The 15,987-nt window shown below is 71.8% G+C and carries 16 protein-coding genes; 10 read left to right on the forward strand and 6 right to left on the reverse strand.

All coding sequences use genetic code 11. The annotated features are described in order from the left end of the window. Window positions 1-76: 76 nt before the first annotated feature. Window positions 77-634, forward strand: coding sequence for a TetR/AcrR family transcriptional regulator (locus tag QSK39_RS29400; protein ID WP_285481080.1), 558 nt, complete (start codon window positions 77-79; stop codon window positions 632-634). Here QSK39_RS29400 and QSK39_RS29405 read toward each other — a convergent pair. Next, window positions 618-1,658, reverse strand: coding sequence for a glycoside hydrolase family 43 protein (locus tag QSK39_RS29405; protein ID WP_285481081.1), 1,041 nt, complete (start codon window positions 1,656-1,658; stop codon window positions 618-620). The two genes, QSK39_RS29400 and QSK39_RS29405, sit on opposite strands and share 17 nt — an antisense overlap. Before the next feature lie 211 nt (window positions 1,659-1,869). On the opposite strand from QSK39_RS29405, the gene QSK39_RS29410 reads away from it, so the two are divergent. The 4 genes from QSK39_RS29410 to QSK39_RS29425 all read left to right on the forward strand — a co-directional run bounded on the left by QSK39_RS29410 (window position 1,870) and on the right by QSK39_RS29425 (window position 5,223). Continuing rightward, the gene (locus tag QSK39_RS29410; RefSeq protein WP_285481082.1) at window positions 1,870-2,385 is read left to right on the forward strand and encodes a DUF6630 family protein; all 516 of its coding nucleotides are present in this window, start codon (window positions 1,870-1,872) and stop codon (window positions 2,383-2,385) included. Between the two features lie 83 nt (window positions 2,386-2,468). Further along, window positions 2,469-3,194: a (Fe-S)-binding protein gene (locus QSK39_RS29415; RefSeq protein ID WP_285481083.1), complete on the forward strand. Its 726-nt coding sequence runs from the start codon at window positions 2,469-2,471 to the stop codon at window positions 3,192-3,194. 17 nt (window positions 3,195-3,211) lie between these two features. Next, window positions 3,212-4,654, forward strand: a complete 1,443-nt coding sequence (locus QSK39_RS29420; protein ID WP_285481925.1) for a lactate utilization protein B — start codon at window positions 3,212-3,214, stop codon at window positions 4,652-4,654. Beyond that, a complete protein-coding gene (locus tag QSK39_RS29425; protein WP_285481084.1) occupies window positions 4,651-5,223 on the forward strand; it encodes a LutC/YkgG family protein in 573 nt (190 codons plus the stop codon). The genes QSK39_RS29420 and QSK39_RS29425 overlap by 4 nt, the downstream gene beginning before the upstream one ends. A 657-nt stretch (window positions 5,224-5,880) precedes the next feature. On the opposite strand, the gene QSK39_RS29430 is transcribed toward QSK39_RS29425, so the two are convergent. Both QSK39_RS29430 and QSK39_RS29435 read right to left on the reverse strand, forming a co-directional pair. Beyond that, complete coding sequence (locus QSK39_RS29430) at window positions 5,881-8,148, reverse strand: HelD family protein (protein ID WP_285481085.1); 2,268 nt, start codon at window positions 8,146-8,148, stop codon at window positions 5,881-5,883. Window positions 8,149-8,239: 91 nt separating this feature from the next. After that, window positions 8,240-9,166, reverse strand: coding sequence for a LysR family transcriptional regulator (locus QSK39_RS29435; RefSeq protein ID WP_502873318.1), 927 nt, complete (start codon window positions 9,164-9,166; stop codon window positions 8,240-8,242). Between the two features lie 976 nt (window positions 9,167-10,142). On the opposite strand from QSK39_RS29435, the gene QSK39_RS29440 reads away from it, so the two are divergent. Then, the gene (locus tag QSK39_RS29440) at window positions 10,143-10,550 is read left to right on the forward strand and encodes a hypothetical protein (RefSeq protein WP_285481087.1); all 408 of its coding nucleotides are present in this window, start codon (window positions 10,143-10,145) and stop codon (window positions 10,548-10,550) included. Between the two features lie 28 nt (window positions 10,551-10,578). On the opposite strand, the gene QSK39_RS29445 is transcribed toward QSK39_RS29440, so the two are convergent. Next, complete coding sequence (locus QSK39_RS29445; RefSeq protein ID WP_285481088.1) at window positions 10,579-11,055, reverse strand: hypothetical protein; 477 nt, start codon at window positions 11,053-11,055, stop codon at window positions 10,579-10,581. A 274-nt stretch (window positions 11,056-11,329) separates the two neighbouring features. Here QSK39_RS29445 and QSK39_RS29450 point away from each other — a divergent pair, with 274 nt between their 5' ends. From QSK39_RS29450 to QSK39_RS29465, 4 genes are all read left to right on the forward strand, one after another. After that, window positions 11,330-12,130: an alpha/beta hydrolase gene (locus QSK39_RS29450; RefSeq protein ID WP_285481089.1), complete on the forward strand. Its 801-nt coding sequence runs from the start codon at window positions 11,330-11,332 to the stop codon at window positions 12,128-12,130. Window positions 12,131-12,134: 4 nt separating this feature from the next. Continuing rightward, on the forward strand, window positions 12,135-12,929 hold the full coding sequence (locus tag QSK39_RS29455) for an SDR family NAD(P)-dependent oxidoreductase (protein ID WP_285481090.1): 795 nt from the start codon (window positions 12,135-12,137) through the stop codon (window positions 12,927-12,929). Between the two features lie 23 nt (window positions 12,930-12,952). Further along, window positions 12,953-13,300: a DUF3253 domain-containing protein gene (locus tag QSK39_RS29460; RefSeq protein WP_285481091.1), complete on the forward strand. Its 348-nt coding sequence runs from the start codon at window positions 12,953-12,955 to the stop codon at window positions 13,298-13,300. A 91-nt stretch (window positions 13,301-13,391) separates the two neighbouring features. Then, entirely contained in the window at window positions 13,392-13,733 is a 342-nt protein-coding gene (locus QSK39_RS29465; RefSeq protein ID WP_285481092.1) for a VOC family protein, read from the forward strand. A 2-nt stretch (window positions 13,734-13,735) separates the two neighbouring features. Here the strand turns inward: QSK39_RS29465 and QSK39_RS29470 are convergent, their stop codons facing one another. Further along, a complete protein-coding gene (locus tag QSK39_RS29470; RefSeq protein ID WP_285481093.1) occupies window positions 13,736-15,007 on the reverse strand; it encodes an LLM class flavin-dependent oxidoreductase in 1,272 nt (423 codons plus the stop codon). Then, window positions 15,004-15,975 (reverse strand): LLM class flavin-dependent oxidoreductase, encoded by a 972-nt coding sequence (locus tag QSK39_RS29475; RefSeq protein ID WP_285481094.1) that lies wholly within the window; start codon window positions 15,973-15,975, stop codon window positions 15,004-15,006. The genes QSK39_RS29470 and QSK39_RS29475 overlap by 4 nt, the downstream gene beginning before the upstream one ends. Window positions 15,976-15,987 lie beyond the last annotated feature (12 nt).

A 15,987-nucleotide genomic window follows, 5' to 3' on the forward strand; every position in this document is an offset into this window, starting at 1 on the left:
AACAGCGCTCGGATAGACTTCCGGAGAGCTCTCCACATACGGTAGTGGAGAGTTCTCCGGATAGCAAGGACGGTGCATGGTTCGCTCGGACGCGCGGGAAAACCGGGCGCGCATCCTGGAGGTCGCTCGCGAGGCCTTCGCGGAAGGAAGCGACGTCTCGATGAACCGGATCGCGCAACGCGCCGGCGTCGGGCCCGGCACGCTGTACCGCAACTTCCCGACCCGCGAGGCGCTCGTGCTGGCCGTCTACCAGCACGAAGTCGACCGGCTCACCGAGTCCGTCCCGGAGCTGCTCGGCGAGCTGGCGCCGCTGGAGGCGCTGCGGCGGTGGACCGTCGACCTGGTGGCCGCCATGCGGAAGAAGCACGGCCTCGGCGACGCGCTCAGCCCCGGCGGGCACCAGGCGATCACCGAGCAGACCTACGGCCCGGTCATCGCCGCCATCACGCGGCTGCTCGACGCGGGCAAGGCCGACGGCACCATCCGCGCCGACGCCGACCCCCGTGACTTCCTGCAGCTCACCGGCGCACTCTGGCGGGCCGCCATGGGGCCGGAAGACCGGTCGGCGTCGATGCTCGCGCTCATCCTCGACGGCCTGCGCGCGCCGGTGAGCCCGCTCACTCGAAGAACTTGAGGCCCCAGCCGGTGTCGGTGGTCGCACCCGGGACGTTGGCGCGGTGGTACGTCGTCGAGCCCCACCAGCAGAACGTGCCCGTGTACCAGTAGCGGTTGGCCCACGAGTACGGCGTGCCCTTGGGGACGGCGTGGAACGCCAGCGGGAACCTCGGCCCGGCGGGCGGGCTGGTCGCGATGTCGCCGTTGAGCAGGACGAAGCTGTGGCTGCCCGGCCCGTCGACGTAGAGCGTCGGGTCCCAGCCGGCCATCATCGTTTCGCGGTGGGAGCCGAAGAGGCAGCCGTTCGACTTGTACCAGTCCCAGACGTACGTCGGGTCGCCGCCGGCGCGCAGGCGGACCTCGGCGATGCAGTACTGGTCGCTCCAGCTGCCGTTGGCCGAGTAGGTGATGTGCAGCTGCCCGTTCGGGTCCTTGATCGGCGCGGGTGCCTCGTTGATGAACGGGCTGCCGACCACGCGTTCCCAGCTTTCCCGCGGCTGGGAGATGATGTACCGGCCGCCGGTCGGCGTCGTCGGGGTGCTCATCCGCGCGAGGTAGAGGTTCTGCTCGACGTTGGTGTCCCCGGCCCAGCCCGACCAGACGAACCACCGCTGCCCGCCGAAGGTGAACATCGTGCCGTCGATGGCCCACTTGCCGTCGGGCAGCGCCAGCTGGGTCTCCGCCGTGTAGCCGCTGTCGGCGACGGCGGAGCTGATCACGTACATCCGGTGCGCCGCACCGGTTCCGGCCGAGAAGTAGACGTAGTACCGGCCGCCGTCGAGGACGATTTCGGGGGCCCACACCTCGCCGAGGCCCCGGCTGTCCGACCAGATCCGGCGGGCGGGCGCGCTCGCCAGGCCATCGGGTGAGGTGGCTTGCCGCGCGACGATCCCACCCCCGGACGACTGCACGGCGACGTAGGTGGAGCCGACGCGGAGCACGCTGGGATCGGCGGCCCGCAAGGACGTCTGCCCGGCCGCCGCGGTACCGGCGGCGACGAGCAGGAACACGACTGCGCAGCTCAGGAGCCGGAAGAGCTTCATGACCACATCCCTCGCTCGAGCGGGACCGAGCGCAGGATCACCCGTGATCGGGTTCGCGCGGTAGGGCCGCGGGTGCTTGCTCGATCCAGACCGGGCGAAATTGGTCTGAACCGGTGAGGTTCCGCTCAGCGGAGCGGAGGCTCGGCGACGTCCCGCCGCGGCGAGGTGCGATCATCCTCCGGTCGCCCATCCTGCCCCGCGGAGGACATCGATGACTGCCCCGGCTCGTGACGCGCTCGTGGCCGTCGCCACCCTGCTGGCGCCGGACGCCCCGGAGGTGGCCGCCCGCGCGGCGGCCGCCCTCGACGACCAGGACGCCTACCTGCGCGAGCACGCCGACCGGCTCGACGACCGCGGCATCGACGAACCCTTCCCGCTGCTGCCGTGGATCGCGCTGGTGGACGCGCTCACCGAGCACGGCCTGCTGGCCGAGGTCGACTGGAAGGAAGCGCCCGACGAGATCGCCGGGCAGTTGCGGGCCTTGCGGTCCGCGCCGCGGGCGGACGAGCTGTGGACGTCGCTGGGGGAGAGCGAGCTGCCGACGTACGAATTCCTCGAGACGGCGGGCGACCGGCTGCGCGAGACCGGCACCGCCCTCGCGGTGCTCGACATCGAGTCCGACTGCTACCCGCTCGTGCTCCTGCCCGCCGCCCGTGCCGGCGACCTCGTGGCGCTCGCCGAGGCCGCCGGGTTCACCGCCGCACCGCTCGGCACCGTTGAAACGTAGAAATCGACCGCGTTGACTTGAGCAACGCTCGCGTAGTAGCTTCGCCGGACGGGAATTGAAACGTTTCGATCCGGAGGGCACGCATGAAGGTCGCCGTGCTCGTCACCTGCATCAACGACTCGCTGTTCCCGGACACGGGCAAGGCGGTGTTCCGGCTGCTGCGCCGCCTCGGCGTCGACGCGGACTTCCCCGAGGCGCAGACCTGCTGTGGCCAGCCGATGGTCAACACCGGCTACCTCGACGAGGCGGTGCCGGTGGTGCGCGCCTTCGCGCAAGCGTTCGCGGGCTATGACTACATCGTCACGCCATCCGGTTCCTGCGCGGGCTCGGCGCGTCACCAGCACGGCCTGGTCGCGCGCCGGGCCGGTGATCCGCGACTGGCCGAGAGCGGGCCGAAGGTCTACGAGCTGAGCGAGTTCCTCGTCGACGTCCTCGGCGTCACCGACGTGGCCGCCTACTTCCCGCACCGCGTCACCTACCACCCGACCTGCCACTCGCTGCGCATGCTCGGCGCCGCCGACAAGCCCCTGCGGCTGCTGCGCGAAGTGCGCGGGCTCGACCTCGTCGAGCTGCCCGCGGCCGAGGAGTGCTGCGGCTTCGGCGGCACGTTCGCGGTGAAGAACGCCGAGACGTCCACCGCGATGGGCGCGGACAAGGCCCGGCACGTCCGGGACACCGGCGCCGAGGTGCTGGTCGCGGGTGACAACTCGTGCCTGCTGCACATCGGCGGCCTGCTGTCGCGGCAGCGGTCCGGCGTCCGCGTGCTGCACATGGCCGACGTGCTGGCTTCGACCGAGGAGGACGCGTGAGCGCCACGTTCGTCGGCATGCCCGCGTTCCCGGCCGCGGCCCGGGAGGCGCTCGCCGACACGCAGCTGCGCCGCAACCTCGCCCACGCCACCGGCACGATCCGCGCCAAGCGTGCGGCGGTCGTCGGCGAGGTGGCCGAGTGGGAGGAGCTGCGCCTCGCGGGCGCGGCGATCAAGGACAACACCCTGCGCCGCCTCGACGAGCACCTGCTCACGCTCGAAGCGGCCCTGCAGGCCAGGGGAGCGACTGTCCACTGGGCCCGCGACGCGCGGGAAGCCTGCGACATCGTGGCGCGCATCGCGAAGGACCACGACGTCGACGAGGTCGTCAAGGTCAAGTCGATGGCGACGCAGGAGATCGGCCTCAACGAGGCCCTCGCCGAACACGGCGTCACCGCCTGGGAAACCGACCTCGCCGAGCTCATCGTGCAGCTCGGCGACGACCTGCCCAGCCACATCCTGGTGCCGGCGATCCACCGCAACCGCGCGGAGATCCGGGAGATCTTCCGCCGCGAGATGGCCGCGGCGGGCCGGCCCGCGCCTGACGGGCTCACCGACGACCCGGCCGAGCTCGCCGGCGCGGCCCGGCTGCACCTGCGGGAGAAGTTCCTGCGGGCCGAGATGGCCGTCTCGGGCGCGAACTTCGCCGTCGCCGAGAGCGGCACCCTCGTCGTCGTCGAATCCGAGGGCAACGGCCGCATGTGCCTGACGCTGCCCGAGGTGCTCGTTTCGGTGGTGGGCATCGAAAAGGTCGTGCCCACGTGGGCCGATCTGGACGTCTTCCTCCAGCTCCTGCCGCGCTCCAGCACGGGGGAGCGGATGAACCCCTACACCTCGACGTGGTCGGGTGTCACGCCCGGCGACGGGCCGCAGGAGATGCACGTGGTGCTGCTCGACAACGGCCGTACCCGGGCGCTCGCCGACGAGGTCGGCCGGCAGGCGCTGCGCTGCATCCGCTGCTCGGCGTGCCTGAACGTCTGCCCGGTGTACGAGCGGACCGGCGGGCACGCCTACGGCTCGGTCTACCCCGGCCCGATCGGCGCGATCCTCAACCCGCTGCTCAAGGGCGTCGGCGTCGACGAGCAGACCGACTCGTTGCCGTACGCGTCCAGCTTGTGCGGCGCCTGCTTCGAGGCGTGCCCGGTGCGCATCGACATCCCCGAGGTCCTGGTGCACCTGCGCTCCCAGGTGGTGGACGCGCATCGCGGCGGACCGCCGAAACCCGAGGCGGTGGCGATGAAATCGGCGGCCTGGGTGCTGTCCGACGCGCGGCGGCTGGGCCTGGCCGAACGCGGGCTCGGCATCGCGAACCGCGTGCTGACCCGCTTCGGCCGGCGGGTGCTGCCGGGCGGCCGTCGTGGCGTCTCCCGGCTGCCGTGGCCCGGTTCGGTGTGGACGAACGCCCGTGACCTCCCGGCCCCGCCGCGCGAGTCGTTCCGCGCCTGGTGGCGGAAGCGGTGACCGCACGCGAGGAGATCCTGGCCGCGGTCCGTGGCGCACTGCGCGACGCGGACCGGGCCGAAGCGGCGGTCCCGCGCGGCTACCGGTCCGTCGCGGCCGCGGACGTCGTCGAGCTGTTCGCCGAGCGCGTGGTCGACTACCGCGCGGCCCTCACCCGCTGCACCACCGCCGAGCTGCCCGGCGCCGTCCGCGCCGCGCTGGGGACGGCGCGGAAAGTCCTGGTGCCCGAAGGGTTTCCGGTCGACGTCGGCGGCGGCGAAGGGGAGCTCGCCGAGTTCGACGCCGTCGTCACCACGGCCGCGCTCGGCATCGCGACCACCGGCACGATCGTGCTCGACCACGGCCCCGGCCAGGGGCGGCGCGCGCTGAGCCTGGTGCCGGACGTGCACGTGTGCGTCGTGCGCGAGGACCAGATCGTGCCGGGCGTGCCGCAGGCCGTGGCCGCCCTCGACCCGGCGCGCCCGCAGACGTGGATCAGCGGGCCGAGCGCCACCAGCGACATCGAGCTGACCCGGGTGGAAGGCGTGCACGGGCCGCGGACCCTGCACGTCATCGTCGTCGCCGACTGAACCTCACCGGCGGTCCGCGCGTCTCCTGTTCATGATCACCAAACCGCGTTCCCGGGTCGCCGCTTCACTCGTCGCCGTCGCCGTCGCCACCGCGCTGGTGGTGGTGGCCGCCCCGGCGAGCGCGGCCGACGACCTGGTGGTGACCCGGGTGAGCGCCGCGGACCGGGCCGCCGCGCTCGCCCACTGGACGCCGGAGCGGATGCGGCAGTGGGTGGGCGACGACTCCCTTCCCCCGGCCGAGAAGATCGGCCGGGAATGGCCGGGGCCGGTCCCGGCGGGCGTCGGGCGGCTGTTCTTCACCGCCGTACCCGGCGTCGACGAGTCCTGCACCGCGACCGTGGTTCCCAGCGCCACCAAGGACGTCGCGCTCACCGCCGGGCACTGCGTCAACGGCGGCCTGGACCGGTTCGACAACCCGATCAAGATCGTCAACGTCGTGTTCGTCCCGGGCTACGACCACGGGAAGGCGCCGCACGGCGTGTTCCCGGTCCGGGCCTTCGCCTGGTCGAACACGTATTCCGGCCCCACGAGCGGCACGGACGACGACGCGGTGCTCGCCTTGGACCCGGTCGATGGCCGGCACGTCGCCGACGTCGCGGGCACCCAGGACGTCTCGTTCGAGCGGCCACCGTCCCCTGTGGACACCACGATGCTCGGCTACCCGGTTTCCCGGGCGGCCGGTGGCGAGGCGCTGTTCTCGTGCGCCCGGCCGGCCACGCTCGAGGCGAACTCGGTCACCACGACCTGGAACACCGACTGCGACCTCGCCGGCGGCTCCAGCGGCGGCCCGTGGCTGCGCGGCTTCGACCCCGCCACCGGCCGGGGCACGATCTTCAGCGTCACGAGCCGGGGGACGATGACCGAGGACGGCGTGACCACGGACCTCAGCGGGGCCGCGTTCACCGATCCCGTGCGGGCGCTGTACGAGCGCGCGGGGGAACTCTGAGCAGCTCGGCCGGGGGGTTCGCCGGGGTGCACGATCCCGAGGTGGCGGGTGGCCCGGGTCATGGCGACGTACAGGTCGTGGCGGCCGAGGGGGGCTTCGAGGATCGCGGCCGGGTCGGCGATGAGGACCGAGTCGAACTCCAGACCCTTGGCCTGACCGGGGGTGAGGACCACGACCCGGCCGGTCAGGTCCGGGTGCGGAGTGATCCGCATCTCCGCGCCGAGGCTCTCCGGGGTGATGATCGCGAGCCGGCCGGTGGTGTGCGCCGCGGCGAGTTCGGCGACGACGGCGGGCAGCTCGGCGCGGGTGGTGCCGAGGCGCCAGGGCGGCTCGCCGGTCGAGCGGACCGACCGGGGCGGCGTCACGCCCGTGACCAGGTCGGTGGTGGCGGCCATGATCTCGGCGGGCGTGCGGTAGTTGACGCTGAGCCGGGCGAGGTGCCAGCGGTCCCGCACGTGCGGCCGCAGCACGTCGTCCCACGAGCCGGCGCCGGCCGGGCTCCCGGTCTGGGCGAGGTCCCCGACGAGGGTCATCGACCGGGTGGGACACCGGCGCACCACCATCCGCCAGTCCATTTCGGACAGTTCCTGGGCCTCGTCGACGACGACGTGCCCGTACACCGCGGTGCCGTCGCCGAGCAGGGCGGCGGCTTCGTCCAGCAACGGGACGTCCGCGGCGCTCCAGCCGGGCTGCTCGCCGAGGACGTCGGCCACCACCTGCTCCGGGGTCAGCGGCGGCCACAGCGCGTCGAGGGTCGCCTGGACGGCGGGGTCGGCGAGCAGGGACTGCCGCAGGCCGGTGCGGGCGGTCTCGTCGAGCACGGTTCGCGGTCCGTCGTGGTCGTCGACGATGACACCCGCGGCGGCCAGCGCGCGCAGGTCGGCTTCGCCGAGCCGGCCGTCCGGGCTGCCGCCGTCGATCGCTTCGCCGGTGTCGGTGAGCACGATCGCCTCCAGGTCCTCGACGAGCCGCCGGGCGAGCACCTCGACGACGTGGCGCTGGAAGACCAGCCGGGCCGGGTTGTGCGGGAGCCGGGTCCGCCCGGCCTCGGCCGCGGCGCGGGCGCACGTGGCCGGGTCGAGCCGTAGCGTCTGCTGCTCGAACTCGACGTCGATGGGGTTGTCCGGGGTCCGGACCCGCGCTCGCACCGCGTCGGCCAGCCGTCCGGCCATGACCGCCCGCCCCTTGCCCGCGGCGATCTCCGGCGGGTCCGATCGGCTGACTTCGGTGCCCGGCCGCAGCTCGGCGAGGGTGGCCGTGACGACGCTGTGCTCGCCGAGGCCGGGGAGGACCTGGCCGATGTAGCCGAGGAACAGCCGGCTGGGCCCGACGACCAGGACACCGCGGGTGCGCAGGTGCGGCCGGGTGTAGAGCAGGTAGGCGACCCGGTGCAGGGCGACGGCGGTCTTGCCGGTGCCGGGACCGCCCTCGACGACGAGCACGCCGCCGGTCTCGTGCCGGATGACCCGGTCCTGTTCGGCCTGCAGGGTGGTGACGACGTCGTGCATCCGCCCGGTGCGCTCCGCGGTGACTGCCGCCAGCAGCGCCGCGTCGCCGACCAGGGCGTCGTCGCCGGCGTCGCCGGCCAGCAGTTCGTCGTCGAGCGCGACGACCGTGCGGCCCCGGGTGGTGATGCGCCGCCGTCGCCGCACGCCCTGGGGAGCGGCGGCCGTCGCGGTGTAGAACGCCCGGGCGGCCGGGACACGCCAGTCGACCAGCAGCGGCTCGCCGTCGTCGTCGCGGAACAGGCCGAGCCTGCCGATGTAGGCGCGCCGGCCGTCGTCCAGATCGAGCCGCCCGAAGCACAGCCCCTGCTCGACCGAGCCGAGCCGGGCCACCTCCGCCCGCCAGACGGCGGCCGCCTCCTGATCATCGGTCGCCGAGCGCGCGACCGCCGTCTCGCGCAGGGCGTCCACCCGGGCGTAGAGGCCCGCCACGTGGTCACGTTCGCGTTCGAGCTCACGGTCTTCGCCGGTCACAGGCGTTCTCCCCCAGGTCGGTGCCGTCGAGGGTGCCCGGCGAAATCGCCGAAGAACAGTCTTGTTCTTTCCCGGCGCGAGGACGCGGTGCTTAAGCGGTGGTCAGGTCTTCGGGCGGGACCCACAAGGGCGCGGTATCCGCGCGTTCGGGGTGCAGCCAGCCGCGCTGCTCGGCGGTTTCCCGCGCGATCCGCAGGTAGGCCTGGACGGTTTCCGGCGGCTCGCCGTCACGCCACGCGAGTGACCACGGGTAGACCGGCTGCAGCTCCCGGGGCCGGTGGATCGGCAGGCCGCGGTCGGCGTAGCGGCGGGCGTAGCTGTCGAATTCGAGCAGGAAGGCGCTGTCGCGCGCGCGGCTGACGGCGGCGTGGCAGGTGTCGAACGTGCCGGGGTTGCCCAGCCAGCGCAGGGCGACGCCGGTGTGCTGCTCCCACGAGCTCAGGTACCGGCCGTGCACGTTGTACAGCGCCGTGCCGGGCCCGTCCGCGAAGACCTCGAGGGGCCGCTCGTGCACCGACGCCGCCGGCCGGCTCGGGTCACCCGGGCGCCCGACCAGCCAGAACGGCTCGAGCCGGAGCAGGGCGTGGCGCCAGCCGGCCGGGAAGTCGGCCTTCAGGGCGGTGGTGACGCGGAGGACCGCGACGTCGAGGTGGTCCTCGAGCAGCGCGCCGAGCTGGCGGGCGCTGTCCATCTGGCTCTGGACGAGCCGGACGCCGGGATGGGCGGCGACGAACGCATCGGCGACGACCCGGCTGGTGTCCAGTTCGAAGATGTGCGCGATCCGCAGGTGATCCGGCGCGGGTTCGCGCAGCATCTGGTCGGCGGTGGCCAGCAGCTGCCGGGCGTGGTGCAGGAACCGCTCGCCCCGCGGGGTCAGCGCGACGTGCCGGCTGTCACGCACCAGCAGGGGCGCGCCGACGTCGGCTTCGAGCCGGCGGATCTGCTTGGACAGCGCCGGCTGGCTGATGAAGAGCTTGGTGGCGGCGCGCCCGAAGTGCAGCTCGTCGGCGACAACCACGAATCTTCTGATGCGCTCAAGATCAAGCGCTGACCTGCCGTGATCCGTCATAGCCACTCCCAGCCCCGTCGTGGCCAGCCGACGCTGGCGAAACGATCACCAGAGCGGACAGGCTTGCTGTGCCACTCCATCCTGCCGTGCGCCGCCACGGGTCAGGGCATCTGCTCCTTGTGATTCCGCCGATGCCGGGCGCCCGTTACGCAGGGCGGCGACTTTCAGCACCGCATGAGGAGCGCTCGTCGACAGCCCTGGTTGCTGGGGATCTGCCGCTTGCCGACCGGGAGGACGCAGCGTCACGCCAGAGTGAGGTAGCGGTGGCGGCGGCTCGGATTCGTACATGTCGACCATGCCTGGCGGGCACTTGGGAACTCGAATCATCGGCGGGCGCAGAACGGTTGCCCGCCGACTCTCATCACTTCCGCGCAACCTGAGTACCGGAGAGCAACACGCACCATGCCGGGGCTACCGATCAACATCGGTGGCCCCGGCCTGCTCTAATGCGCAGCAGTGAACGTTGATCTTGAATGGATTCAGCGAGCCGACGCAAGATGTAAACCGCCGATTAGGCTAACCGGTTCACTGGTGATTCAAGATCAGTACTTCTGGCGTACACTCTCCTTCAGGTGTCAAGGCTGACAAATTCCGCAAGAAAAGGAGTTTCGGCCAAAGGTTAGGGACTTGTATCTACCTGCGATCCTTTTGAGTAAAGGAAGTTGGACGTTGGGTTGCTGCCATTTGGTCGTTTCGACACTCTTGCCTTTTGTTGCAGTGATCGACCTGGGCTTCAGTGAGAAACATGTGGCGCGCCGCGCTCAGCTGGCGTGCACGGTTTCAACTCGGGGTGCGCGCCTGTGCCTATAGCGAGAGTCGAGATTGGAATCATCAAAAGGTCTGCTTCAGGTGGGCACTCCTATTGCCAGGTGTTGCCGTTCGGGGTGTCGGCACGAGGTGGCGACAGAATGGAAGGCTAGATAAAGTGTTCGAGAACAAGGACTTGGGTAAGTTTGCCAATAGGGCAAGTTTGGTTGGGCAGTGGAGGCTTGTAAACGACAAAGAAGGCGAGTTCTTTTTCGACCTAAACGAGGACTGCTCCTTCTCGGGGGCATGGTTGAGCGCGCCGAAGAGGTATGCCCTATTTCGCGCACTGCTGCCTCGTACGGCAGGCTTGTGGTTCATAGAGAATGAAGGCGATAAGATACTATTCAAGCTCCAATTCGGGCGCGCGGAGAACGGCGTTTCGAATGTTCTCGATAAGGTGTACACTCAGATGATGTCGATCGTTGGCTCAAGTTACACGGGCGTTGTAACAGGGATGGGGCGCAATACGGTTACGATCTATTGGCCGCATAACAAGAGCACTGACATTTGGACTCGAGTTGAATGATGTGTTCAAGGAAAGAAAGGACCGATCGTCACGTCATGGCCACTGCACGGCCGTTTGACTCAGCATGGGCGATGGCCGACGATCGGGTGCCCTTGCCCGTTGCTGCGCAAGCGTCAACCACCCGATCTGTGGCCCGGGTTTGCGTGTAGTCGCCCGCTGCCGTCACCTCTGCGGCCATCGCACGAATCGCGGCCGGACAGTCCGGCACGTGTCGAGCGTCGGCGAGTTGCGGTGGGGCGAAGACGAAACACGCGTCGGCGATGGCGGCCGGTGACGGTCGGGCGATGCGTTCGACCAGGAAGTTGACCATACGCGTCGGAGTCCGGGGCAAGATCCGGGCCACCGCTTCATCCAGTTCCTGCTGCCTCTGGCGTGCATGCCTGGCGGAATCCACCGCCAGCATTACCCACCCTGCCGTCACCATCACCATGCCGAGCGCCGGCGCCCGTCGGAGCCGGACGCGTAGCCGCAACATCCCCAGCGCGGCCACCCCGTCACCGGTCACCGCGACACCCGCCACCACGGGCCCACGTACGTCAGCAGCCTCACCCCGACCACCAGCAGCGGCATTGTCAGCCGCCGTACCGGCGGAAATCGGCGAGCAAAGATCAGCACGGCCACGAGACCAGAGATCCTGCCGACCAGCCGCGGCCGCGAAGGGAGTGAGGCAGTGCGCCAACGATGCCACCACGGCTATCGATGCACACCCAACGGGTCTTGGACGCCGGGGCCGCGGTTCGTGTTGGCTTCGGGAAAGTCCCCGTGAACTGGAGGATCCGATGGCCGACCCGGGCACCCCTGTCGTGTTCATCCACGGCCTGTGGCTGCACGCCACCTCGTGGAACCCCTGGATCGACCACTTCCGGGCGGCCGGCTACGAGCCGGTCGCCCCGGGCTGGCCGCACGAGCCCGAAACCGTCGAACAGGCCCGCGAAAACCCCGACGCCGTCGCGGACATCAGCATCGACGACGCCACCGGCCACTTCGCCTCGATCATCGCGGACCTGCCCCGGCCGCCGGTGCTCATCGGCCACTCCTTCGGTGGCCTGATCACCGAGAAGCTGCTGGGCCAGGGCATCGGCCTCGCCGGCGTCGCCATCGACCCCGCCCAGATCAAGGGCGTCCTGCCGCTGCCGCTGGCACAGCTGCGCGCCGGGCTGCCGGCGCTGGGCAATCCCGCCAACCTGCACCGGGCCGTTTCGCTGACCGAGAAGGAGTTCCGGTTCGGCTTCGGCAACGCGCTGCCCGACGAGGAGTCGTCGGAGCTCTACCGGCGCTGGACGATCCCGTCGCCGGCCCGGCCGCTCTTCCAGGCCGCGGCGGCCAACTTCGTGATGCACTCCCAGGCGAAGGTCGACACCGACCGCGAGGACCGCGGCCCGCTGCTGCTGATCTCCGGCACCGCCGACCACACCGTCCCGGACGTGGTCACCCGCTCGACGCTCAAGCAGTACCGGGACTCCACCGCCGTCACCGAGCTGAAGCAGTTCGAGGGCCGGGGCCATTCGCTCACGGTCGACAGCGGCTGGCGCGACGTCGCCGACGCCGTGCTCGGCTGGCTGCGCGAGCAGGGGATCTAGGCGGGTGGACCTCGGGCTGGACGGCGCGGTCGCCGTCGTCACCGGGGCCGGCCGGGGCATCGGGCTGGCCGTCGCGCAGACCCTCGCCGCCGAGGGGGTGCACGTCGTGGCCGGCGCCCGCGACCCCGGGCCGGACCTCGACGTCCTCGTCCGGGCCGGGAAGGCGCACACCCTGGCGGTGGACCTCGGCACCGCCGACGGGCCGGGGCGGCTCGCGGAGCTGGCCCTGACCGAGTTCGGGCGGATCGACATCCTGGTCAACAACGTCGGCGCGGTCACGCCGCGGACGAACGGGTTCCTGCTGGTCACCGACGACGAGTGGGCCCGGTCGCTGACGCTGAACCTCGTCAGCGCGGTCCGGGCCACGCGCGCCGTGCTGCCGGCGATGGTGACGGCCGGCCGCGGCAGCATCGTCACGATCGCCTCGATCAACGCGAGCCTGCCCGACCCCGGCGTCATCGACTACAGCGCGGCGAAAGCGGCGCTGGTCAACTTCACGAAGTCGGTGTCGAAGGAGTTCGGCCCGCACGGCATCCGCGCCAACGCGATCAACCCGGGCCCGGTCGCGACGAAGCTGTGGCTCGGCACCGGCGGCGTCGCCGAAACGATCGCGGCCACCACCGGCGCGAACCCGGAGTCGGTCGCCGAAGAAGCCGCGGCCCACGCGGTCACCGGCCGCTTCACCCAGCCCGCCGAGGTCGCGAACCTCGCGGTCTTCCTGGCCAGCGACCGGGTGGCCGGCAACATCACCGGGGCGAACTTCGCGATCGACGGCGGGTATTCCACCGAGACGCACTGAGGGCGTCGTGCGAGGCTGGCGGCATGACCGATCGGGCCGGACCGCGGCGGGAACTGGAGCGGACCCGCGACGGCGGCGGCCCGGGCGCGGAGCAGGCCCGCGTCGCGTTGACCGCCGAGACCTCGGCCGACCGGCTGCGGGCGGCGATCCTCGCGCTGGCCACGGCGCGCGGTGCGGACCGCAGCACCTGCCCGTCGGACGCGGCGCGAGCGGTGGCCACCGACTGGCGTCCGCTGCTGCCGGACGCGCGAGAGTCGGCCCGGGAGCTCGCCCGGGCCGGCCGGGTGGAGCTCACCCAGCGGGGCCGGCCGCTCGACCCGGACGGCGCGTGGCGAGGGCCGATCAGGATTCGCCTGCCCCGCGGCGAGTGACGGCACTGCCCTTGCCTTGACCCGAGGACGACGGCCTCGCTACCGTGCCGGAACGGTCCGGTAATGCCGTCCGCAGAACGGAAACCCCGTCATGACAGCGATCCACCACGTGGCGGTCGTCGTCGACGACCTCGAAGCGGCGGTCGGCTTCTACACCCGGGTGCTCGGCTTCCGGCTCTCCGAAGCCCGTCCCGGGAACCTCGGGCCCGGGGCCTGGCTGGACGTCGGCGACCAGCAGCTGCACCTCGTCGCCGGGGCGCCGGGACCTTCGCGGGGCCAGCACTTCGCCGTGCTCGTCGACGATCTCGACGCCGAGGTCCGGCGGTTGCGCGACAGCGGGTTCGAGGTCAGCGATCCCGCGCCGGTCGGCGCGGCGCGCCAGTCCTTCCTCGCCGATCCCTCGGGCAACGCCATCGAGCTGCACGAGAAGTAGCGTCACGGCAGTTCGAGGTGCTCCCGCAGGGTCGTGCCTTCGTACTCCGTCCGGTACACGCCGCGCTCCTGCAGCTCCGGGACCAGCCGGTCGACGACGTCGTCCAGCGCGGCCGGGACCAGGTGCGGGCTGAGGTTGAACCCGTCCACCGCCCGCGTCCGCACGTACCGCGCCCATTCGTCGGCGACCTGGCCCGGCGTGCCGACGAAGCCGTGCTGCCGCGGCTGGACCTCGAGGACGAGCTGGTGGATCGACAGGTTCTTCGCCTCGGCCAGCTCGCGCCACCGGCGGATCCGGTCGAGCTTGCCCGTCCGGTCCGCGATCGAGATCGTCCCGCGTGACGGGTCCAGCTCGCCCTCGGCGGGCTCGACGTCCGGCAGCGGGCCGTGCGGGTCGTACGCCGACAGGTCCTGCCCCCAGTACTGCTCGAGGAACGCCAGCGCGCGCTGGGGCGTGATCTGCCGGCGCCGGATGTCCTCGGCGCGTTCGGCCGCGTCGGCCGGCGTGTCGCCCAGGACGACGGTCGCGCCCGGCAGGATCCGCACCGCGTCGGCGGGCCGGCCGTGGCGGGCAAGCCGCGCACGGAGGTCCTCGGCGTAGGCGACGGCCTTGTCGTAGGCGGTGTTCGCCGAGAAGACGACGTCCGCGTACTTCGCCGCCAGTTCGCGGCCGCCGGGGGAGTCCCCGGCCTGGAACAGCACCGGCCGGCCCTGGGGGCTCGGCGGCACCGTCGGCGTCGCGCGCAGGCTCACCAGGTCGGTGTGGCGGGCCACGAGGCCGGTCCCGGACCACAGCGCCAGCGCGGCCTCGACGAACTGCTCGGCCCGCTCGTAGCGGCGCTCGTGTGCCAGCCAGCCGCCCCGGCGGAAGTTGGCGCCGGTCCAGGCGTTGTCGGTGGTGACGATGTTCCAGCCGGCCCGGCCGCCGGACAGGTAGTCCAAAGAGGACAGCCGGCGGGCGAGGTCGGCGGGGAAGTTGTACGTGGTGTTCTGCGTGGCGACCAGCCCGATCCGGGTCGTGGCCCCGGCCAGCGCGCTCAGCTGGGTGATCGCGTCCGGGCGGCCGGCGACGTCGAGGGCGTGGACGCGGCCGCGGTTCTCCCGCACCCGCAGGCCTTCGCCGAGGAAGAAGGCGTCGAACAGGCCGCGTTCCAGCGTCCGCGCGACGGAGACGTACGTCTCGATCTCGGTGTGCGGCGCGTTCGACGGGTCGTCCCACAGGTAGTGCGGGCCGACGCCGGTGTAGAACACGCCCAGGTGCAGCCGCGCGCTCATGCGGCACCGCCGGCCGCGAACAGGCTCGCCGGCCGGGCGAGACCGAGCGAGGTGCGCAAGGTGGCGCCCGGCTCCGGCGGGGTGAGCAGGCCTTCGGTGCGCAGCGCGGGCAGCACTTCACCGGCCAGCACCGGCAGGTCGGTCGCGAGGACGGCGGGGTGCAGCCGGACGCCGTCGACGCTGGTGGCCAGCCAGCCCAGCAGTTCGGTGAGGCCGGGCGCGGATCCGGTGTAGCGCAGGCGATCCCCGTGCGGCCTGCGCGTGCCGCCCCCGAGTGCGACCTCGATCTCGGCGAAGACCAGCGGAGCGCCGGTCTCCCGGGCGCGCCGGGCGCGGGTGCGGACGTCGTCGAGGCCGGCGCCGCCGACGAGCACGACGTCCGGGCGGGCGGCTTCGGCCAGCGTGTCGGGAGCCAGCACGACGGGCCGGCCCTGCGGCGGCCGCGGCGTGATCAGCGGGCCCTTGACCGAGAACCGCGTGCCGGTGAAGTCGACGTGGTGCACCTTGTCCGGGTCGAGGTACCGGCCGGTGGCGACGTCCTTGATGACGGCGTCGTCGTCCCAGGAGTCCCACAGCCGCCGCACGACCTCGACGACGTCGGCGACTTCGTGGTGCAGCGCGTCCGGGTCGAGCCGCGACCCGCCGACGGTGGCGAGGGCCTCGGCCGAGCTGTCGGCGCCGACGACCCAGGCGGCGCGCCCGTGCGAAGCGTGGTCGAGGCTCGCCAGCTGCGCGGCCAGGTGGAACGGCTCGGCCGTGGTGACGTTCACGGTCGGCGCGAGCCCGATCCGGTCGGTCAGGGTCGAGACGTAGGCGGCGCGGGTGGTCGCCTCGATCCGCGGGCCGCCGACGGGGGAGTCGTCGAAGGTGACGAACGTGAAGCCGCCGCGTTCGGCGGTCGTGACGACGTCGGCGACCGCGCCGTCGCCGTCGACCTCCACCGCGACGTGCAGGCTGCGAGAAGTCATGGTCCACAGCTA

It is taken from the genome of Amycolatopsis sp. NBRC 101858 (assembly GCF_030269325.1).
Lineage (GTDB): Bacteria > Actinomycetota > Actinomycetes > Mycobacteriales > Pseudonocardiaceae > Amycolatopsis > Amycolatopsis ponsaeliensis.